This window comes from Oleiagrimonas soli (assembly GCF_000761445.1).
GTDB classification, from domain to species: domain Bacteria; phylum Pseudomonadota; class Gammaproteobacteria; order Xanthomonadales; family Rhodanobacteraceae; genus Oleiagrimonas; species Oleiagrimonas soli.
The window spans coordinates 2,486,352-2,498,731 of record NZ_KN196470.1; the positions used below are offsets into that span (position 1 = coordinate 2,486,352).

At 63.1% G+C, this 12,380-nt stretch carries 26 protein-coding genes; all 26 read right to left on the reverse strand.

The window, feature by feature from the left end:
• Positions 1 to 627 carry a 30S ribosomal protein S4 gene (gene rpsD / locus LF63_RS11010; protein ID WP_043101766.1) on the reverse strand — a complete coding sequence of 209 codons (627 nt, stop codon included), beginning with the start codon at positions 625 to 627 and terminating at the stop codon, positions 1 to 3.
• Between the two features lie 10 nt (positions 628 to 637).
• On the reverse strand, positions 638 to 1,024 hold the full coding sequence (rpsK, locus tag LF63_RS11015) for a 30S ribosomal protein S11 (RefSeq protein WP_043101775.1): 387 nt from the start codon (positions 1,022 to 1,024) through the stop codon (positions 638 to 640).
• Positions 1,025 to 1,039: 15 nt separating this feature from the next.
• Positions 1,040 to 1,396, reverse strand: coding sequence for a 30S ribosomal protein S13 (gene rpsM / locus LF63_RS11020; protein ID WP_043101779.1), 357 nt, complete (start codon positions 1,394 to 1,396; stop codon positions 1,040 to 1,042).
• A 131-nt stretch (positions 1,397 to 1,527) separates the two neighbouring features.
• Positions 1,528 to 2,856, reverse strand: a complete 1,329-nt coding sequence (gene secY, locus LF63_RS11025) for a preprotein translocase subunit SecY (RefSeq protein WP_043101780.1) — start codon at positions 2,854 to 2,856, stop codon at positions 1,528 to 1,530.
• 3 nt (positions 2,857 to 2,859) lie between these two features.
• Positions 2,860 to 3,291: a 50S ribosomal protein L15 gene (rplO, locus tag LF63_RS11030; RefSeq protein WP_043101782.1), complete on the reverse strand. Its 432-nt coding sequence runs from the start codon at positions 3,289 to 3,291 to the stop codon at positions 2,860 to 2,862.
• Between the two features lie 6 nt (positions 3,292 to 3,297).
• Complete coding sequence (gene rpmD, locus LF63_RS11035) at positions 3,298 to 3,489, reverse strand: 50S ribosomal protein L30 (protein WP_043101784.1); 192 nt, start codon at positions 3,487 to 3,489, stop codon at positions 3,298 to 3,300.
• Positions 3,482 to 3,991, reverse strand: a complete 510-nt coding sequence (gene rpsE / locus LF63_RS11040; RefSeq protein WP_043101786.1) for a 30S ribosomal protein S5 — start codon at positions 3,989 to 3,991, stop codon at positions 3,482 to 3,484. The genes rpmD and rpsE overlap by 8 nt, the downstream gene beginning before the upstream one ends.
• A gap of 140 nt (positions 3,992 to 4,131) precedes the next feature.
• Positions 4,132 to 4,485: a 50S ribosomal protein L18 gene (gene rplR / locus LF63_RS11045; RefSeq protein WP_081945192.1), complete on the reverse strand. Its 354-nt coding sequence runs from the start codon at positions 4,483 to 4,485 to the stop codon at positions 4,132 to 4,134.
• A 64-nt stretch (positions 4,486 to 4,549) separates the two neighbouring features.
• Positions 4,550 to 5,077, reverse strand: coding sequence for a 50S ribosomal protein L6 (rplF, locus tag LF63_RS11050; RefSeq protein WP_043101790.1), 528 nt, complete (start codon positions 5,075 to 5,077; stop codon positions 4,550 to 4,552).
• 12 nt (positions 5,078 to 5,089) lie between these two features.
• Entirely contained in the window at positions 5,090 to 5,488 is a 399-nt protein-coding gene (gene rpsH, locus LF63_RS11055) for a 30S ribosomal protein S8 (RefSeq protein ID WP_043101793.1), read from the reverse strand.
• 129 nt (positions 5,489 to 5,617) lie between these two features.
• Complete coding sequence (rpsN, locus tag LF63_RS11060) at positions 5,618 to 5,923, reverse strand: 30S ribosomal protein S14 (protein WP_043101794.1); 306 nt, start codon at positions 5,921 to 5,923, stop codon at positions 5,618 to 5,620.
• A 14-nt stretch (positions 5,924 to 5,937) separates the two neighbouring features.
• The gene (gene rplE / locus LF63_RS11065) at positions 5,938 to 6,480 is read right to left on the reverse strand and encodes a 50S ribosomal protein L5 (RefSeq protein ID WP_184655107.1); all 543 of its coding nucleotides are present in this window, start codon (positions 6,478 to 6,480) and stop codon (positions 5,938 to 5,940) included.
• Positions 6,481 to 6,487: 7 nt separating this feature from the next.
• Positions 6,488 to 6,805 carry a 50S ribosomal protein L24 gene (rplX, locus tag LF63_RS11070; RefSeq protein WP_043101799.1) on the reverse strand — a complete coding sequence of 106 codons (318 nt, stop codon included), beginning with the start codon at positions 6,803 to 6,805 and terminating at the stop codon, positions 6,488 to 6,490.
• Between the two features lie 14 nt (positions 6,806 to 6,819).
• A complete protein-coding gene (gene rplN / locus LF63_RS11075; protein WP_043101801.1) occupies positions 6,820 to 7,188 on the reverse strand; it encodes a 50S ribosomal protein L14 in 369 nt (122 codons plus the stop codon).
• Positions 7,189 to 7,203: 15 nt separating this feature from the next.
• On the reverse strand, positions 7,204 to 7,464 hold the full coding sequence (gene rpsQ / locus LF63_RS11080; protein ID WP_043101803.1) for a 30S ribosomal protein S17: 261 nt from the start codon (positions 7,462 to 7,464) through the stop codon (positions 7,204 to 7,206).
• Positions 7,465 to 7,475: 11 nt separating this feature from the next.
• Positions 7,476 to 7,661, reverse strand: coding sequence for a 50S ribosomal protein L29 (gene rpmC, locus LF63_RS11085; RefSeq protein ID WP_043101804.1), 186 nt, complete (start codon positions 7,659 to 7,661; stop codon positions 7,476 to 7,478).
• The gene (gene rplP / locus LF63_RS11090; protein ID WP_043101805.1) at positions 7,661 to 8,074 is read right to left on the reverse strand and encodes a 50S ribosomal protein L16; all 414 of its coding nucleotides are present in this window, start codon (positions 8,072 to 8,074) and stop codon (positions 7,661 to 7,663) included. The genes rpmC and rplP overlap by 1 nt, the downstream gene beginning before the upstream one ends.
• 12 nt (positions 8,075 to 8,086) lie before the next feature.
• Positions 8,087 to 8,800 carry a 30S ribosomal protein S3 gene (gene rpsC / locus LF63_RS11095; RefSeq protein ID WP_043101806.1) on the reverse strand — a complete coding sequence of 238 codons (714 nt, stop codon included), beginning with the start codon at positions 8,798 to 8,800 and terminating at the stop codon, positions 8,087 to 8,089.
• A 15-nt stretch (positions 8,801 to 8,815) separates the two neighbouring features.
• On the reverse strand, positions 8,816 to 9,145 hold the full coding sequence (gene rplV, locus LF63_RS11100; RefSeq protein ID WP_043103736.1) for a 50S ribosomal protein L22: 330 nt from the start codon (positions 9,143 to 9,145) through the stop codon (positions 8,816 to 8,818).
• Between the two features lie 14 nt (positions 9,146 to 9,159).
• Positions 9,160 to 9,432 (reverse strand): 30S ribosomal protein S19, encoded by a 273-nt coding sequence (rpsS, locus tag LF63_RS11105; protein WP_043101808.1) that lies wholly within the window; start codon positions 9,430 to 9,432, stop codon positions 9,160 to 9,162.
• Positions 9,433 to 9,444: 12 nt separating this feature from the next.
• Positions 9,445 to 10,269 carry a 50S ribosomal protein L2 gene (gene rplB, locus LF63_RS11110; protein ID WP_043101810.1) on the reverse strand — a complete coding sequence of 275 codons (825 nt, stop codon included), beginning with the start codon at positions 10,267 to 10,269 and terminating at the stop codon, positions 9,445 to 9,447.
• 18 nt (positions 10,270 to 10,287) lie between these two features.
• On the reverse strand, positions 10,288 to 10,578 hold the full coding sequence (rplW, locus tag LF63_RS11115; protein WP_043101815.1) for a 50S ribosomal protein L23: 291 nt from the start codon (positions 10,576 to 10,578) through the stop codon (positions 10,288 to 10,290).
• A complete protein-coding gene (rplD, locus tag LF63_RS11120; protein ID WP_043101822.1) occupies positions 10,575 to 11,177 on the reverse strand; it encodes a 50S ribosomal protein L4 in 603 nt (200 codons plus the stop codon). The genes rplW and rplD overlap by 4 nt, the downstream gene beginning before the upstream one ends.
• 11 nt (positions 11,178 to 11,188) lie before the next feature.
• Positions 11,189 to 11,830, reverse strand: a complete 642-nt coding sequence (rplC, locus tag LF63_RS11125; protein ID WP_043101824.1) for a 50S ribosomal protein L3 — start codon at positions 11,828 to 11,830, stop codon at positions 11,189 to 11,191.
• Positions 11,831 to 11,850: 20 nt separating this feature from the next.
• Positions 11,851 to 12,162, reverse strand: a complete 312-nt coding sequence (gene rpsJ / locus LF63_RS11130; protein ID WP_043101825.1) for a 30S ribosomal protein S10 — start codon at positions 12,160 to 12,162, stop codon at positions 11,851 to 11,853.
• Positions 12,163 to 12,275: 113 nt separating this feature from the next.
• A partial coding sequence (locus LF63_RS15575) for an EF-Tu C-terminal domain-related protein (protein WP_081945193.1) occupies positions 12,276 to 12,380 on the reverse strand: 105 nt, incomplete at its 5' end.

The following is a 12,380-nucleotide window of genomic DNA, read 5'->3' on the forward strand; positions in this document are numbered from 1 at the left end:
TTACTTCGAGTAAAGCTCGATGATGAGGCTTTCGTTGATGTCGGACGGCAGATCGCCGCGATCCGGCACCGACTTGAACACGCCGGCGAACTTCTTGGCGTCGACCTCGACCCACATCGGGCGCAGATCCATGCTGTCGGCCAGCGTCGAGGCTTCCTGCACGCGCAGCTGCTTCTGAGCGCGTTCGGTCAGGGAGATCTCGTCGCCTTCACGGACCTGGAAGGAAGGAATGTTCACCTTCTTGCCGTTGACCATGACGCCCTTGTGCGACACGAGCTGACGCGCCTGCGAACGGGTCACGGCGAAGCCCATGCGATAGACGACGTTGTCGAGACGGCTTTCCAGCAGGCGCAGCAGGTTCTCGCCCGTGTTGCCCTTCAGCGAGGACGCCTTGGTGTAGTAGTTGCGGAACTGACGTTCCAGCACGCCGTAGATGCGCTTGACTTTCTGCTTCTCGCGCAGCTGGCCGGCGTAATCCGACTGACGCATGCGGCGATTGGCACCGTGCTGGCCGGGCTTGTTCTCCAGCTTGCACTTGGAATCGAGCGCGCGCGCCGGGCTCTTCAGCCCAAGGTCGGCGCCTTCACGGCGCGCCAGTTTGCAGGTGGCTCCACGATATCGGGCCATGATGTGCTCCTTAGACGCGACGCTTCTTCGGGGGACGGCAGCCGTTATGCGGAATCGGCGTGACGTCCGTGATGTTCAGAACCTTGTAGCCGAGCGCATTCAGCGAACGCACGGCCGACTCGCGACCCGGACCCGGGCCCTTGATGCGCACTTCCACCGTCTTCACGCCGTAATCCAGCGCGGCACGACCGGCGCGCTCGGCAGCAACCTGCGCGGCGAACGGCGTGGACTTGCGCGAACCACGGAAACCGGCACCACCGGCGGTCGCCCAGGACAACGCGTTGCCCTGACGATCGGTGATGGTGACGATGGTGTTGTTGAAGGACGCCTGCACATGGGCGATCGCGTCGGTGACGACGCGCTTGACCTTCTTCTTGCTCTTGACCGGCTTTGCCATAACTTTGGAATCCGTTTACTTCCTGATCGGACGACGCGGGCCCTTGCGGGTACGCGCATTCGTTTTCGTGCGTTGACCGCGAACAGGCAGACCGCGGCGATGACGCAGGCCGCGGTAGCAGCCCAGGTCCATCAGTCGCTTGATCGACATGCCGATCTCGCGGCGCAGGTCGCCCTCGATGATGTACTTGCCGACTTCGGCACGCAGCTTCTCGATCTCGCCTTCGCTGAGCGACTTGATCGGCGTGGTGGGTTCCACACCGGCTTCGGCGCAGACCTTCATGGACCGGGTACGCCCGATGCCATAAATGCTCTGCAGACCGACCCACACATGCTTGTGGACCGGCAGATTGACACCCGCAATGCGCGCCATGAGCTGTTCTCTCCGAGTTACGTAACGTGCGCGGTAAACGCGCAATTCTAACCTTTATTTCATCAAACAGAAAGCCCTACGGGCGCCGCACCCGGCATCCCGGCTTTCTCCCCGTGGCCCTTGCTACCGTCTCAGTTGCGACGGAGATTGGCCTTCTTGAGCAGATTCTCGTACTGGTGGCTGACCAGATGCGCCTGGATCTGCGCGGTAAAGTCCATCACCACGACCACCACGATCAGCAGCGACGTACCACCGAAGTAGAACGGTACGTGCCATGCGTTCTGCAGGAACGTCGGCACCAGACACACCAGCACCAGGTAGATCGCACCGACCGTCGTCAGCCGGGTCATCACACCGTCGATGTAGTTGGCGGTGCTGCGACCCGGACGGATGCCCGGAATCAGGGCGCCCGAGCGCTTCAGGTTGTCGGCCGTTTCCTGCGAATTGAACACGATCGCGGTGTAGAAGAACGCGAAGATCAGGATCATCGCGGCATACAGCACGTCGTGCAGCGGCTCGCCCGGCGACAGCGCGGTGGTCAGCGAAGTCAGCCAGTGCGACTTGTTGCTCGTTCCGATCCAGGCCGCAGCCGTGGCCGGGAACATGATCAGACTCGAGGCGAAGATCGGCGGGATCACGCCCGACATGTTGATCTTCAGCGGCAGATGCGAGGTCTGGTTCTGATAGCCCTGGCGACCGCCGCCGCGCCGTGCGTAGTTCACGGTGATGCGCCGCTGCGCCTTCTCCATGAACACCACGAACGCCGTCACGCCCAGCACCACGGCAATGACCATGAACACGCGCAGGATCGACAGCTCGCCGTTGTTGGCCATGGTCAGCGTATGCATGACCGCGGCAGGCAGACCCGCCACGATGCCGGCGAAGATCAGCAGTGAAATACCGTTGCCGACGCCGCGCTCGGTCATCTGCTCACCGAGCCACATCAGGAACATCGCGCCGGCCGTCAGACCGATCACGGCGGACAGAATGAAGCCGGAACCCGGGATGTAGACGACCGGGATGTTACCCGCGCCGACCTGCTTCTGCAGCGCCACGGCGATGCCGAACGCCTGGAACGCAGCCAGACCCACGGTGCCGATACGCGTGTACATGGTCAGCTTGCGCTGACCGGCCTCGCCTTCCTTCTTCAGCTGCTGCAGGCTGGGCAGTACCGCGCCCATCATCTGCACCACGATGGAAGCCGAGATGTACGGCATCACACCCAGGGCGAATACCGAGAAACGTCCCAGCGCGCCGCCGGAGAACATGTTGAACATGCCCAGCAGGCCGCCCTGTTGATTCAGGAAGCTGCTCATCGCGTCCGGGTTCACGCCCGGCACCGGAATGAACGAACCCAGGCGGAACACCACCAGCGCACCGATCACGAAGAAGATGCGCTGGCGCAGCTCGGTCAGACGACCGAGCGATCCCAGCATGCTGTTGCCCTGCGGACCGGCCACGCCTTACTCCACGCTTCCGCCGGCTGCCTCGATGGCAGCCTTGGCGCCGGCCGTGATCATCACGCCGGACAGCTTGACCGCGCGATCGATGCTGCCCTGCAGCACGATCTTGACCTTCTTGGCGCGGCTGCTGACCAGACCCGCCTCGCGCAGCGTGGCGAAATCGATGGTGTCGGACTTCACGCTGTCCAGCTGATACAGGAACACCTGCTCGGTGTCGGCCTTCTTCAGCGAGCGGAAACCCACCTTCGGCAGGCGACGCTGCAGCGGCATCTGGCCGCCCTCGAAGCCCACCTTGTGATAACCGCCGGAGCGGGCGTGCTGACCCTTGTGGCCGCGGCCAGCGGTCTTGCCGAGACCCGAACCGATACCGCGACCCACACGGGTGCGGCTCGGACGCGAGCCTTCGGACGGCTTGATCGTATTCAGACGCATGATCGCTTACTCCTCGACCCGGACCAGGTAGTAGACCTTGTTGATCAGGCCGCGCACCTGCGGGCTGTCCTTCAGTTCGCGCACATCGTTGAGCTTGTTCAGGCCCAGGGCCTTTACGCTCAGACGATGACGCTGCTGCACACCGCGCAGGCCCTTGACCAGGCGCACGCGAACGGTATTGGCGTTGCTCTTAGCCATTGCCCAGCACCTCTTCGACAGTCTTGCCGCGCTTGGCAGCGACCTGCGCCGGCGAAGCCACCGCCTTCAGGCCGTTGATGGTCGCGCGGACCAGGTTGATCGGGTTGCGCGAACCGACGGCCTTGGCCAGCACGTTGCGCACGCCGACCACTTCCAGCACGGCGCGCATGGCGCCGCCGGCGATCACGCCGGTACCCTCGGCGGCCGGCTGCATGTAGACACGCGCCGCACCGTGGTTCGCCTTGATGGCGTACCAAAGGGTGCCGTTGTTGAGGTCGATCTTCACCATGTTGCGGCGGGCGCGCTCCATGGCCTTGGAGATGGCCAGCGGCACTTCACGCGCCTTGCCATAACCGAAGCCCACGCGGCCTTCGCCGTCGCCGACCACGGTCAGCGCGGTAAAGCTCATCTGGCGGCCGCCCTTGACGGTCTTGGCCACACGATTGACGGCAATCAGCTTCTCGAGCAGGCCATCTGAATTGTCACGATCACTCGAAGACATGTCTTTTCCTGTCGCGCCCGGAACGGTCCGGGACTTGTAGATTACGGCCGCAGCCGCTTGGAGTTGTTGTACTTCTGGTTATGCTTGAATTGCGGCGCCGGCCCGAGAAACCCCGGAAAAAGCACGGACGCCGCAACGAATCAGAACTTCAGGCCAGCTTCACGCGCAGCGTCGGCGATCGCCTTGATGCGGCCGTGATACTTCATGCCCGAACGGTCGAACGCCACGCTATCGACACCGGCGGCGATGGAACGTTCGGCGACGGCCTTGCCCACCGCGGCAGCGGCGGTCAGGTTCTTGGTGCCCTTGAGGCCCTCGTTGACCGACTTCTGCAGCGTCGAGGCCGCGGCCACCACCGTACCGCCGGTGGCGTCGATGACCTGCGCGTACAGATGCTGACCGGAACGGTGCACCGTGAGGCGCGGCACGGCCAGCTTGCGGATGTGAGCGCGCGTGGACTTGGCACGGCGCAGACGGGCGGAATTCTTATCCACGATCTTGCTACTCCTGGAAACGGATCGGCTTTACATCGTCCGGGCCATGCGGCCCGCGACGGCATTACGCCTTCTTGGCTTCCTTCAGACTGATACGCTCGCCCGCATAGCGGACACCCTTGCCCTTGTACGGCTCCGGCGGGCGCACCGAACGGATCTTGGCGGCCACCTGACCGACGCGCTGCTTGTCGGCACCCTTGATCAGAATTTCAGTCTGACTCGGGGTTTCGATGGAGATGCCCTCGGGGGCCTCGAACACCACCGGGTGCGAGTAACCCACGCTGAGGTTCAGGCTCTTGCCCTGCATGGAGGCACGGTAACCGACGCCGACCAGCTCCAGCTTGCGCTCGAAACCGTCGGTGACGCCCTTGACCATGTTGGCCACCAGGGCGCGAGCGGTACCCGCGAACTTCACTTCACCGCCATTGGCGATGGAGAAGCGCAGCGTGCCGTCCTCGTTGTTGATGATGACGCCCGGAAGCGCGTGCAGCGACAGGGTGCCCTTCGGGCCCTTGACGGTGACGCCGCTGTCGTCGGACTTGAATTCGACGCCCTTGGGCAGGGCGACCGGCGCGTTGGCAATACGAGACATGACGATTCTCCCTTATGCCACCAGGCCGAGCACTTCGCCGCCCAGACCCTTGTTGCGGGCCTGCGCATCGGTCAGCAGACCGGCGGAGGTCGAGATGATGGAAATGCCCAGGCCGCCGATGATCTGCGGCAGTTCGTCCTTGCCGCGATACACGCGCAGGCCCGAACGGCTGATGCGCTGAATGCGCTCGATGGCCGGACGGCCTTCGAAGTACTTCAGCTGGATCTCAAGGACGGGCTTCTTGGCATCGCTCTGCTCAACCTTGCTGTCGAGGATGTAGCCCTCGTTCTTCAGCAGGTCGGCGATGGCCGCCTTCAGCTTGGAAGCCGGCATGCTCACGGTCGCCTTGCCCATGGCCTGGGCGTTGCGAATGCGCGTGAACATGTCGGCAATGGGATCAGTCATGCTCATAAGTCAAACCTTTGAGGTTGCACCGATATCCGTTGACCGGAAATCTTCGATTGTAATGCCCGGACGCGGTGGAACCGGCCGGGCAGACCCGCGAGTATAGCAGTATTGAAACCGCTATGGCGAGTGGAATTACCAGCTGGCCTTGCGCAGGCCGGGCACGTTGCCGCTCATGGTGGCTTCGCGCAGCTTGTTGCGACCCAGGCCGAACTTGCGGTAGACACCGCGCGGACGACCAGTCAGGGCGCAACGGTTGCGCTGGCGAACCGGACTGGAATCGCGCGGCAACTTCTGCAGCTTCGCCTGCGCTTCCATCTTCTCCTCGTAGGAGGATTCCGGGCTCAGCACGATTTTCTTCAGCGCCGCACGCTTCTCGGCGTACTTGGCGACGAGCTTGGCGCGCTTGATGTCGCGCTCAACCATGGAGGTCTTGGCCATGTCTGTACCTAAGGTCAGTTACGGAACGGGAAGTTGAAGGCTTCGAGCAGTGCCTTGGCTTCCTCGTCGGTATTGGCGGTCGTGGCGATGGAGATATCCATGCCCCGGATCGCGTCGATCTGGTCGTAGTCGATCTCGGGGAAGATGATCTGCTCTTTCAGACCCATGTTGTAGTTGCCGCGACCGTCGAACGAGCGGCCGTTGACGCCGCGAAAATCGCGGACGCGCGGCAGCGAGATGTTGATCAGGCGATCCAGGAACTCGTACATCTTGGCGCGACGCAGCGTCACCTTGCAGCCGATCGGCCAACCGTCACGGATCTTGAACGAGGCCACGGACACGCGGGCCTTGGTCGTCACCGGCTTCTGACCCGACACCTTGGCCATGTCGGCCACGGCGTTCTCGAGGATCTTCTTGTTGCCCACGGCTTCGCCCACGCCCATGTTCAGCGTGATCTTGGTGATGCGGGGAACCTGCATCACGTTCTGGTAGCCGAACCGCTCGACGAGCTTGGGAACGACTTGCTCTTTGTAGAAATTTTCAAGGCGCGTCATGATTTCGTCCTTACGCGTCCACGACCTCGCCACTCGAGACAAACACGCGGACCTTGCGCCCATCCTCGAGCGTCTTGGTACCCACGCGCTCACCCTTGTTGGTGGCGGGGTTGAACAGCATCACGTTGGAGATGTGGATCGAGGCTTCGCGCTCGATAATGCCACTCGGAGCCTGCGGATCCTGCGGATTGCCCTTCGTGTGGCGCTTGATCAGGTTCACGTTGGAAACGAACACCCGATCACCCGCCACGCTGATGACGTCACCGCGCTGGCCCTTGTTTTTGCCGGTGGTCACGATGACGTGATCACCCTTCTTGATTCGTTGCATGTCTAGGCCTCCGCTCAGAGCACTTCCGGCGCCAGCGAGACGATCTTCATGAACTTCTCGCTGCGCAGCTCGCGAGTGACCGGTCCGAAGATACGGGTGCCGATCGGCTCGAGCTTGTTGTTGAGGAGCACCGCCGCGTTGCCGTCGAAACGGATCAGCGAGCCGTCGGTACGACGCACACCCTTGGCGGTGCGCACGACGACGGCATTGTACACCTCGCCCTTTTTCACCTTGCCGCGCGGGATCGCGTCCTTGACGGTCACCTTGATGACATCGCCGATGCGGGCGTAACGACGCTTGGAGCCGCCCAGCACCTTGATGCACATCAGTTCGCGCGCGCCGCTGTTGTCCGCCGCGGAAAGCGTGCTTTGCATCTGGATCATGTCTGCACCCTCGCCTTACTGTTCCGCACGCGAAACGATTTCGACCACGCGATGATGCTTGGTCTTGGAAAGCGGCCGGCACTCTTCGATGCGCACCAGGTCGCCTTCGCGTGCGCCGGACTCATCGTGCACGTGCAGCTTGGTGGAACGGCGGATGATCTTGCCGAATACCGGATGCTGCACCTGACGCTCGATCAGCACGGTGACCGTGTTGGTCATCTTGTCGCTGACCACGCGCCCTTGCAGGCTGCGTGCTGTTTTCTGATTCTCGCTCATGTCGGCGGTCCTTACTTCTTCTCGCCCAGCACGAACTTCGTGCGGGCGATGTCGCGCCGAACACGGCGCAGCTGATGCGGCTGGGAAAGCTGGCCCGAACCCTTCTGCATGCGCAGGTTCAACTGTTCCTTGCGCAGCTCGAGCAGGTGCTCGTTGAGCTCCTCGACCGATTTTTCACGAATGTCGTTGATAGCCATCACATCACCGCCCTGGTCACAAACTGGGTCTGCACCGAAAGCTTGGCAGCCGCCAGACGGAAGGCTTCGCGAGCGGTCTGCTCGTCGACACCCTCGATTTCATAGAGCATGCGGCCGGGCTGGATCGGGGCGACCCAGAACTCGACGTTGCCCTTGCCCGAACCCATACGCACTTCGATGGGCTTCTTGGTGATCGGCTTGTCCGGGAACACGCGGATCCAGAGCTTGCCGCCACGCTTCACGTAACGCGTGATGCAACGACGGGCCGCCTCGATCTGGCGCGCCGTCAACTGGCCGCGCGTGGTCGCCTTCAAGCCGAACTCGCCGAAGCTGACGAGGTTCGAGTTGTTGCTCAGACCGCGGTTGCGGCCCTTGTGCATCTTGCGATATTTGGTTCGCTTGGGTTGCAGCATGACTGAGACTCCTTACTTCGCAGCCCGAGCGCGGCGGCCTTCACCGCCCTCGCGACGACCGGACGGCTTTTCGTCCTTCGCTTCCTCGGCGGTTTCCAGGTCGAAGATCTCACCCTTGTAGATCCAGACCTTGATGCCGATGACGCCGTAGGTGGTGTGGGCTTCGGCGAAGCCGTAATCGATGTCGGCGCGCAGCGTGTGCAGCGGGACTCGGCCCTCGCGGCTCCACTCGGAGCGCGCGATCTCGGCGCCGTTCAGGCGGCCGGCGACGTGCACCTTGATGCCCAGGGCGCCCAGACGCACGGCGTTGCCGACCGAGCGACGCATGGCGCGACGGAACATGATGCGGCGCTCGAGCTGACTGGCGATCGACTCCGCCACCAGCTGGGCGTCCAGCTCCGGCTTGCGCACTTCGTTGACGTTGATGTGCGTCGGAACGCCCATCACCTTCGTCACTTCGTTGCGCAGCTTCTCGATGTCCTCGCCCTTCTTGCCGATCACAACACCCGGACGCGCCGTGTGGATGGTGATGCGCGCGTTGTTGGCGGGGCGCTCGATCTGGATGCGCGAGACACCGGCCTGCTTGAGCTTGTCCTTGAGCAGCTCACGGACCTTCAGGTCGGCGGCCAGGTACTCGGCATAGTGGCTCTTGTTGGCGTACCACTTGGAATTCCAGTCCTTGGAAATGCCGAGGCGGATGCCGGTGGGATGTACTTTATGACCCATCGTTTTCGTCCTCGTTTAGTCGCCGACGACGACAGTAATGTGGCTGGTACGGCGCAGGATGCGCGAACCGCGACCCTTGGCGCGTGCATGCATGCGCTTCATGGTCGGGCCCTCATCCACGAAGATGCGCGCCACCTTCAGCTCGTCGACATCGGCGCCGAGATTGTTCTCGGCGTTGGCGACGGCGGACAGCAGCACCTTGCGCACCAGGTGCGCAGCCTTCTTGTTGGTGTACTCGAGCAGGCCGTCGGCCTTGCCCACGGGCATGCCGCGGACCATGTCGGCCACCAGACGCACCTTCTGCGCCGAGATGCGCGCACTGCGCAGGATCGCTTTGGCTTCCATCGTGCTATCCATCGTCATTTCGACTTCTTGTCGCCGGAATGGCCCTTGAAAGTGCGCGTCACCGCGAACTCGCCGAGCTTGTGCCCGACCATGTTCTCGTTGATCAGCACCGGGACATGCTGGCGACCGTTGTGAACGGCAATGGTCAGGCCGACCATTTCCGGCAGGACCATGGAGCGACGCGACCAGGTCTTGATCGGACGCCGATTGTTGGCGGCGGAGGCAACCTCCACCTTCTTCAGCAGGTGCAGGTCGACGAACGGACCCTTTTTCAAAGAACGCGGCATGATCGTCTCCCGTTACTTGCTGCGGCGGCGCACGATGAACTTCTGCGTGCGCTTGTTGTTGCGGGTCTTGTAACCCTTGGTCGGCGTGCCCCACGGGCTGACCGGATGACGGCCACCGGAGGTACGGCCTTCACCACCGCCATGCGGATGGTCGACCGGGTTCATGGCCACGCCACGGACCGTCGGGCGGACACCACGCCAGCGCTTGGCACCGGCCTTGCCGAGCTTGCGCAGGCTGTGCTCGCTGTTGCCGACTTCGCCGATGACCGCGCTGCACTCGATCGAGACGCGACGCATCTCGCCCGAACGCAGACGCAGCGTGGCGTAGGCCGACTCACGCGCGACCAGCTGGGCCGAGGCGCCGGCGCTGCGGGCGATCTGCGCGCCCTTGCCCGGCTTCAGCTCGATGCAGTGCACCGTGCTGCCGACCGGAATGTTGCGCAGCGGCAGGCTGTTGCCCGGCTTGATCGGCGCATTGCTGCCGGCCATGATGCGGTCGCCCACTTCAAGGCCCTTCGGGGCGATGATGTAGCGGCGCTCGCCATCGGCGTAGCAGACCAGCGCGATGTGCGCGGTGCGGTTCGGATCGTACTCCAGGCGCTCGACGCGAGCGGCAATGCCGATCTTGTTGCGCTTGAAGTCGATGATGCGATACAGCTGCTTGTGACCACCGCCGCGATGACGCGTGGTGATGCGGCCGTGGTGGTTACGCCCGCCGGTACGGGACTGCGCCTCGGTCAACGCCGCGTACGGCGCGCCCTTGTGCAGGCCCGGCGTGGACACGCGCACCGTGGAACGGCGTCCAGCTGAGGTTGGCTTGAGTTTGATCAGTGCCATCGAAATTCAACTCCTGGATCAGGCCGCCGACACGTCGATGGTCTGACCATCGGCGAGACGGACGTAGGCCTTGCGCTTGCCCTGGCGCTTGCCGGTGCGGAAGCGGAACGACTTGGCTTTGGCCTTGCCGTTCACGATGTTCACCTGCTCGACGGTCACGTCGAAGAGGTTTTCCACAGCGGCCTTGACGTCAGCCTTGGTCGCGTCCGGCGCGACCACGAAAACATACTGGTTGTGCTCGCCGAGCAACGCCGATTTCTCGGAGATGTGCGGGCCGCGCAGCGTGTTGAGAATGCGTTCGTTGCTCATGCCAGCCACTCCTCGAGCTTCTTGACCGACTCGACCGTCGCCACCACGTAATCGGCGCCCACGAGGCTGACCGGATTCAGTGCGGCAACGTCAACGACGTGCACATACGGGATGTTGCGCGCCGCCATGTACAGATCTTCCGTGGCGCTCTCGGACACCAGCAGCACGCGACCGCTGACGTCCAGCTCGGCCAGCTTCGCGGCCATCGCCTTGGTCTTGGCGGATTCCAGACCGAAGTCCTCGACCACCTTGAAGCGCTCTTGACGATTCAGCTCGGCCACGATCGAGCGCAGGGCGCCGCGATACATCTTGCGGTTGACCTTCTGTTCGAAGCTGCGCGGCTTGGCCGCGAAGGTCACGCCACCGCCGACGAAGATCGGCGCCGTGAGCGCACCGTGACGCGCACCGCCGCCCTTCTGGCGCTTGGATTTCTTGGTCGTGCCGTTGACTTCCGAACGCGTCTTCTGCGCCTTGGTACCGGAGCGACCGCCAGCCTGGTAGGCCACGACGACCTGATGAATCAGGTGCTCGCGGAACTCCGCGCCGAACACGACTTCGGAGACCTTCATCGGCTTGGCGCCAGTTACATTCAGTTCCATGCCGTTTCTCCTCAACCCTTCGACGTCGCGCGGACGATCACGTCGCCGCCGGTCGCGCCGGGCACGGCGCCCTTGATCGCGATCAGATGACGCTCGGCGTCGACCTTGACCACCTGCAGGCCCTGCGCAGTACGGCGCACGGCGCCCATGTGACCGGACATCTTCTTGCCCGGAAACACGCGACCCGGCGTCTGGTTCTGACCGATCGAACCCGGGACGCGATGCGACAGCGAGTTGCCGTGCGTGTTGTCCTGGCCACGGAAGTGATGACGCTTGATGGTGCCGGCAAAGCCCTTGCCCTTGCTCACACCCGCGACGTCGACCACCTGGCCGGCTTCGAAAATGTCATCCACCTTGATTTCGCTGCCGACTTCGTACTTGGCAACGTCTTCGGCGCTGACGCGGAATTCCCACAGACCACGACCCGGCTCGACCTTGGCCTTGGCGTAGTGGCCCTTGGCCGGCTTCGTCAGCAGGGACGCGCGCTTGGCGCCCGCGGTCACCTGGACGGCGCTGTAGCCATCGTTGTCTTCGGTCTTCACCTGCGTCACGCGATTCGGGGTCGCTTCGATCAGCGTCACCGGAATCGACGTGCCGTCTTCCGTGAAGATCCGGCTCATGCCGCATTTGCGGCCAACCAGTCCGATACTCATCTTCGTATCCTGTCTATCGCTCAGCCGAGCTTGATTTGGACGTCCACGCCAGCGGCGAGGTCAAGCTTCATGAGCGCGTCCACGGTCTTGTCGTTCGGGTCGACAATGTCGAGCACTCGCTTGTGCGTACGGGTCTCGTACTGATCGCGCGCATCCTTGTCGACGTGCGGAGACGTCAGGATCGTGTAGCGCTCGATCTTGGTCGGCAGCGGGATCGGGCCGAGCACCGTAGCGCCGGTGCGCTTGGCCGTCTCGACGATCTCGCCGGCGGAACGATCGATCAAACGATGATCGTAGGCCTTGAGCCGAATGCGAATCTTCTGGTTCGCCATAACCGTGTCCTGTTTATCGAAAGAACGTTTCTACAACTTGGAATGACAGCGGCTTCTCACCGTTGCCGTGATTCGGGACCGGAGCGCGCGGCTCCGGTCCCGCGGTCTTGCACTTACTCGAAGATCTTGGCGACGACGCCGGCGCCGACGGTGCGGCCGCCTTCGCGGATCGCGAAACGCAGACCGTCATCCATCGCGATCGGCGCGATCAGCGTCAC

Coding starts and splice junctions, on each gene's coding strand:
- rpsD (WP_043101766.1), bottom strand. CDS start 627: ATGGCCCGATATCGTGGAGCCACCTGCAAACTGGCGCGCCGTGAAGGC.
- rpsK (WP_043101775.1), bottom strand. CDS start 1,024: ATGGCAAAGCCGGTCAAGAGCAAGAAGAAGGTCAAGCGCGTCGTCACC.
- rpsM (WP_043101779.1), bottom strand. CDS start 1,396: ATGGCGCGCATTGCGGGTGTCAATCTGCCGGTCCACAAGCATGTGTGG.
- rplO (WP_043101782.1), bottom strand. CDS start 3,291: ATGCGTCTGAATACGATCAAGCCGTCCGAAGGCTCGCGTCCGAGCCGC.
- rpmD (WP_043101784.1), bottom strand. CDS start 3,489: ATGGCTAAGAGCAACGCCAATACCGTTCGCGTGCGCCTGGTCAAGGGC.
- rpsE (WP_043101786.1), bottom strand. CDS start 3,991: ATGTCTTCGAGTGATCGTGACAATTCAGATGGCCTGCTCGAGAAGCTG.
- rplF (WP_043101790.1), bottom strand. CDS start 5,077: ATGTCTCGTATTGCCAACGCGCCGGTCGCCCTGCCCAAGGGCGTCGAA.
- rpsH (WP_043101793.1), bottom strand. CDS start 5,488: ATGAGCATGACTGATCCCATTGCCGACATGTTCACGCGCATTCGCAAC.
- rpsN (WP_043101794.1), bottom strand. CDS start 5,923: ATGGCCAAGACCTCCATGGTTGAGCGCGACATCAAGCGCGCCAAGCTC.
- rplX (WP_043101799.1), bottom strand. CDS start 6,805: ATGCAACGAATCAAGAAGGGTGATCACGTCATCGTGACCACCGGCAAA.
- rplN (WP_043101801.1), bottom strand. CDS start 7,188: ATGATCCAGATGCAAAGCACGCTTTCCGCGGCGGACAACAGCGGCGCG.
- rpsQ (WP_043101803.1), bottom strand. CDS start 7,464: ATGAGCGAGAATCAGAAAACAGCACGCAGCCTGCAAGGGCGCGTGGTC.
- rpmC (WP_043101804.1), bottom strand. CDS start 7,661: ATGGCTATCAACGACATTCGTGAAAAATCGGTCGAGGAGCTCAACGAG.
- rplP (WP_043101805.1), bottom strand. CDS start 8,074: ATGCTGCAACCCAAGCGAACCAAATATCGCAAGATGCACAAGGGCCGC.
- rpsC (WP_043101806.1), bottom strand. CDS start 8,800: ATGGGTCATAAAGTACATCCCACCGGCATCCGCCTCGGCATTTCCAAG.
- rplV (WP_043103736.1), bottom strand. CDS start 9,145: ATGGAAGCCAAAGCGATCCTGCGCAGTGCGCGCATCTCGGCGCAGAAG.
- rpsS (WP_043101808.1), bottom strand. CDS start 9,432: ATGCCGCGTTCTTTGAAAAAGGGTCCGTTCGTCGACCTGCACCTGCTG.
- rplB (WP_043101810.1), bottom strand. CDS start 10,269: ATGGCACTGATCAAACTCAAGCCAACCTCAGCTGGACGCCGTTCCACG.
- rplW (WP_043101815.1), bottom strand. CDS start 10,578: ATGAGCAACGAACGCATTCTCAACACGCTGCGCGGCCCGCACATCTCC.
- rplD (WP_043101822.1), bottom strand. CDS start 11,177: ATGGAACTGAATGTAACTGGCGCCAAGCCGATGAAGGTCTCCGAAGTC.
- rplC (WP_043101824.1), bottom strand. CDS start 11,830: ATGAGTATCGGACTGGTTGGCCGCAAATGCGGCATGAGCCGGATCTTC.
- rpsJ (WP_043101825.1), bottom strand. CDS start 12,162: ATGGCGAACCAGAAGATTCGCATTCGGCTCAAGGCCTACGATCATCGT.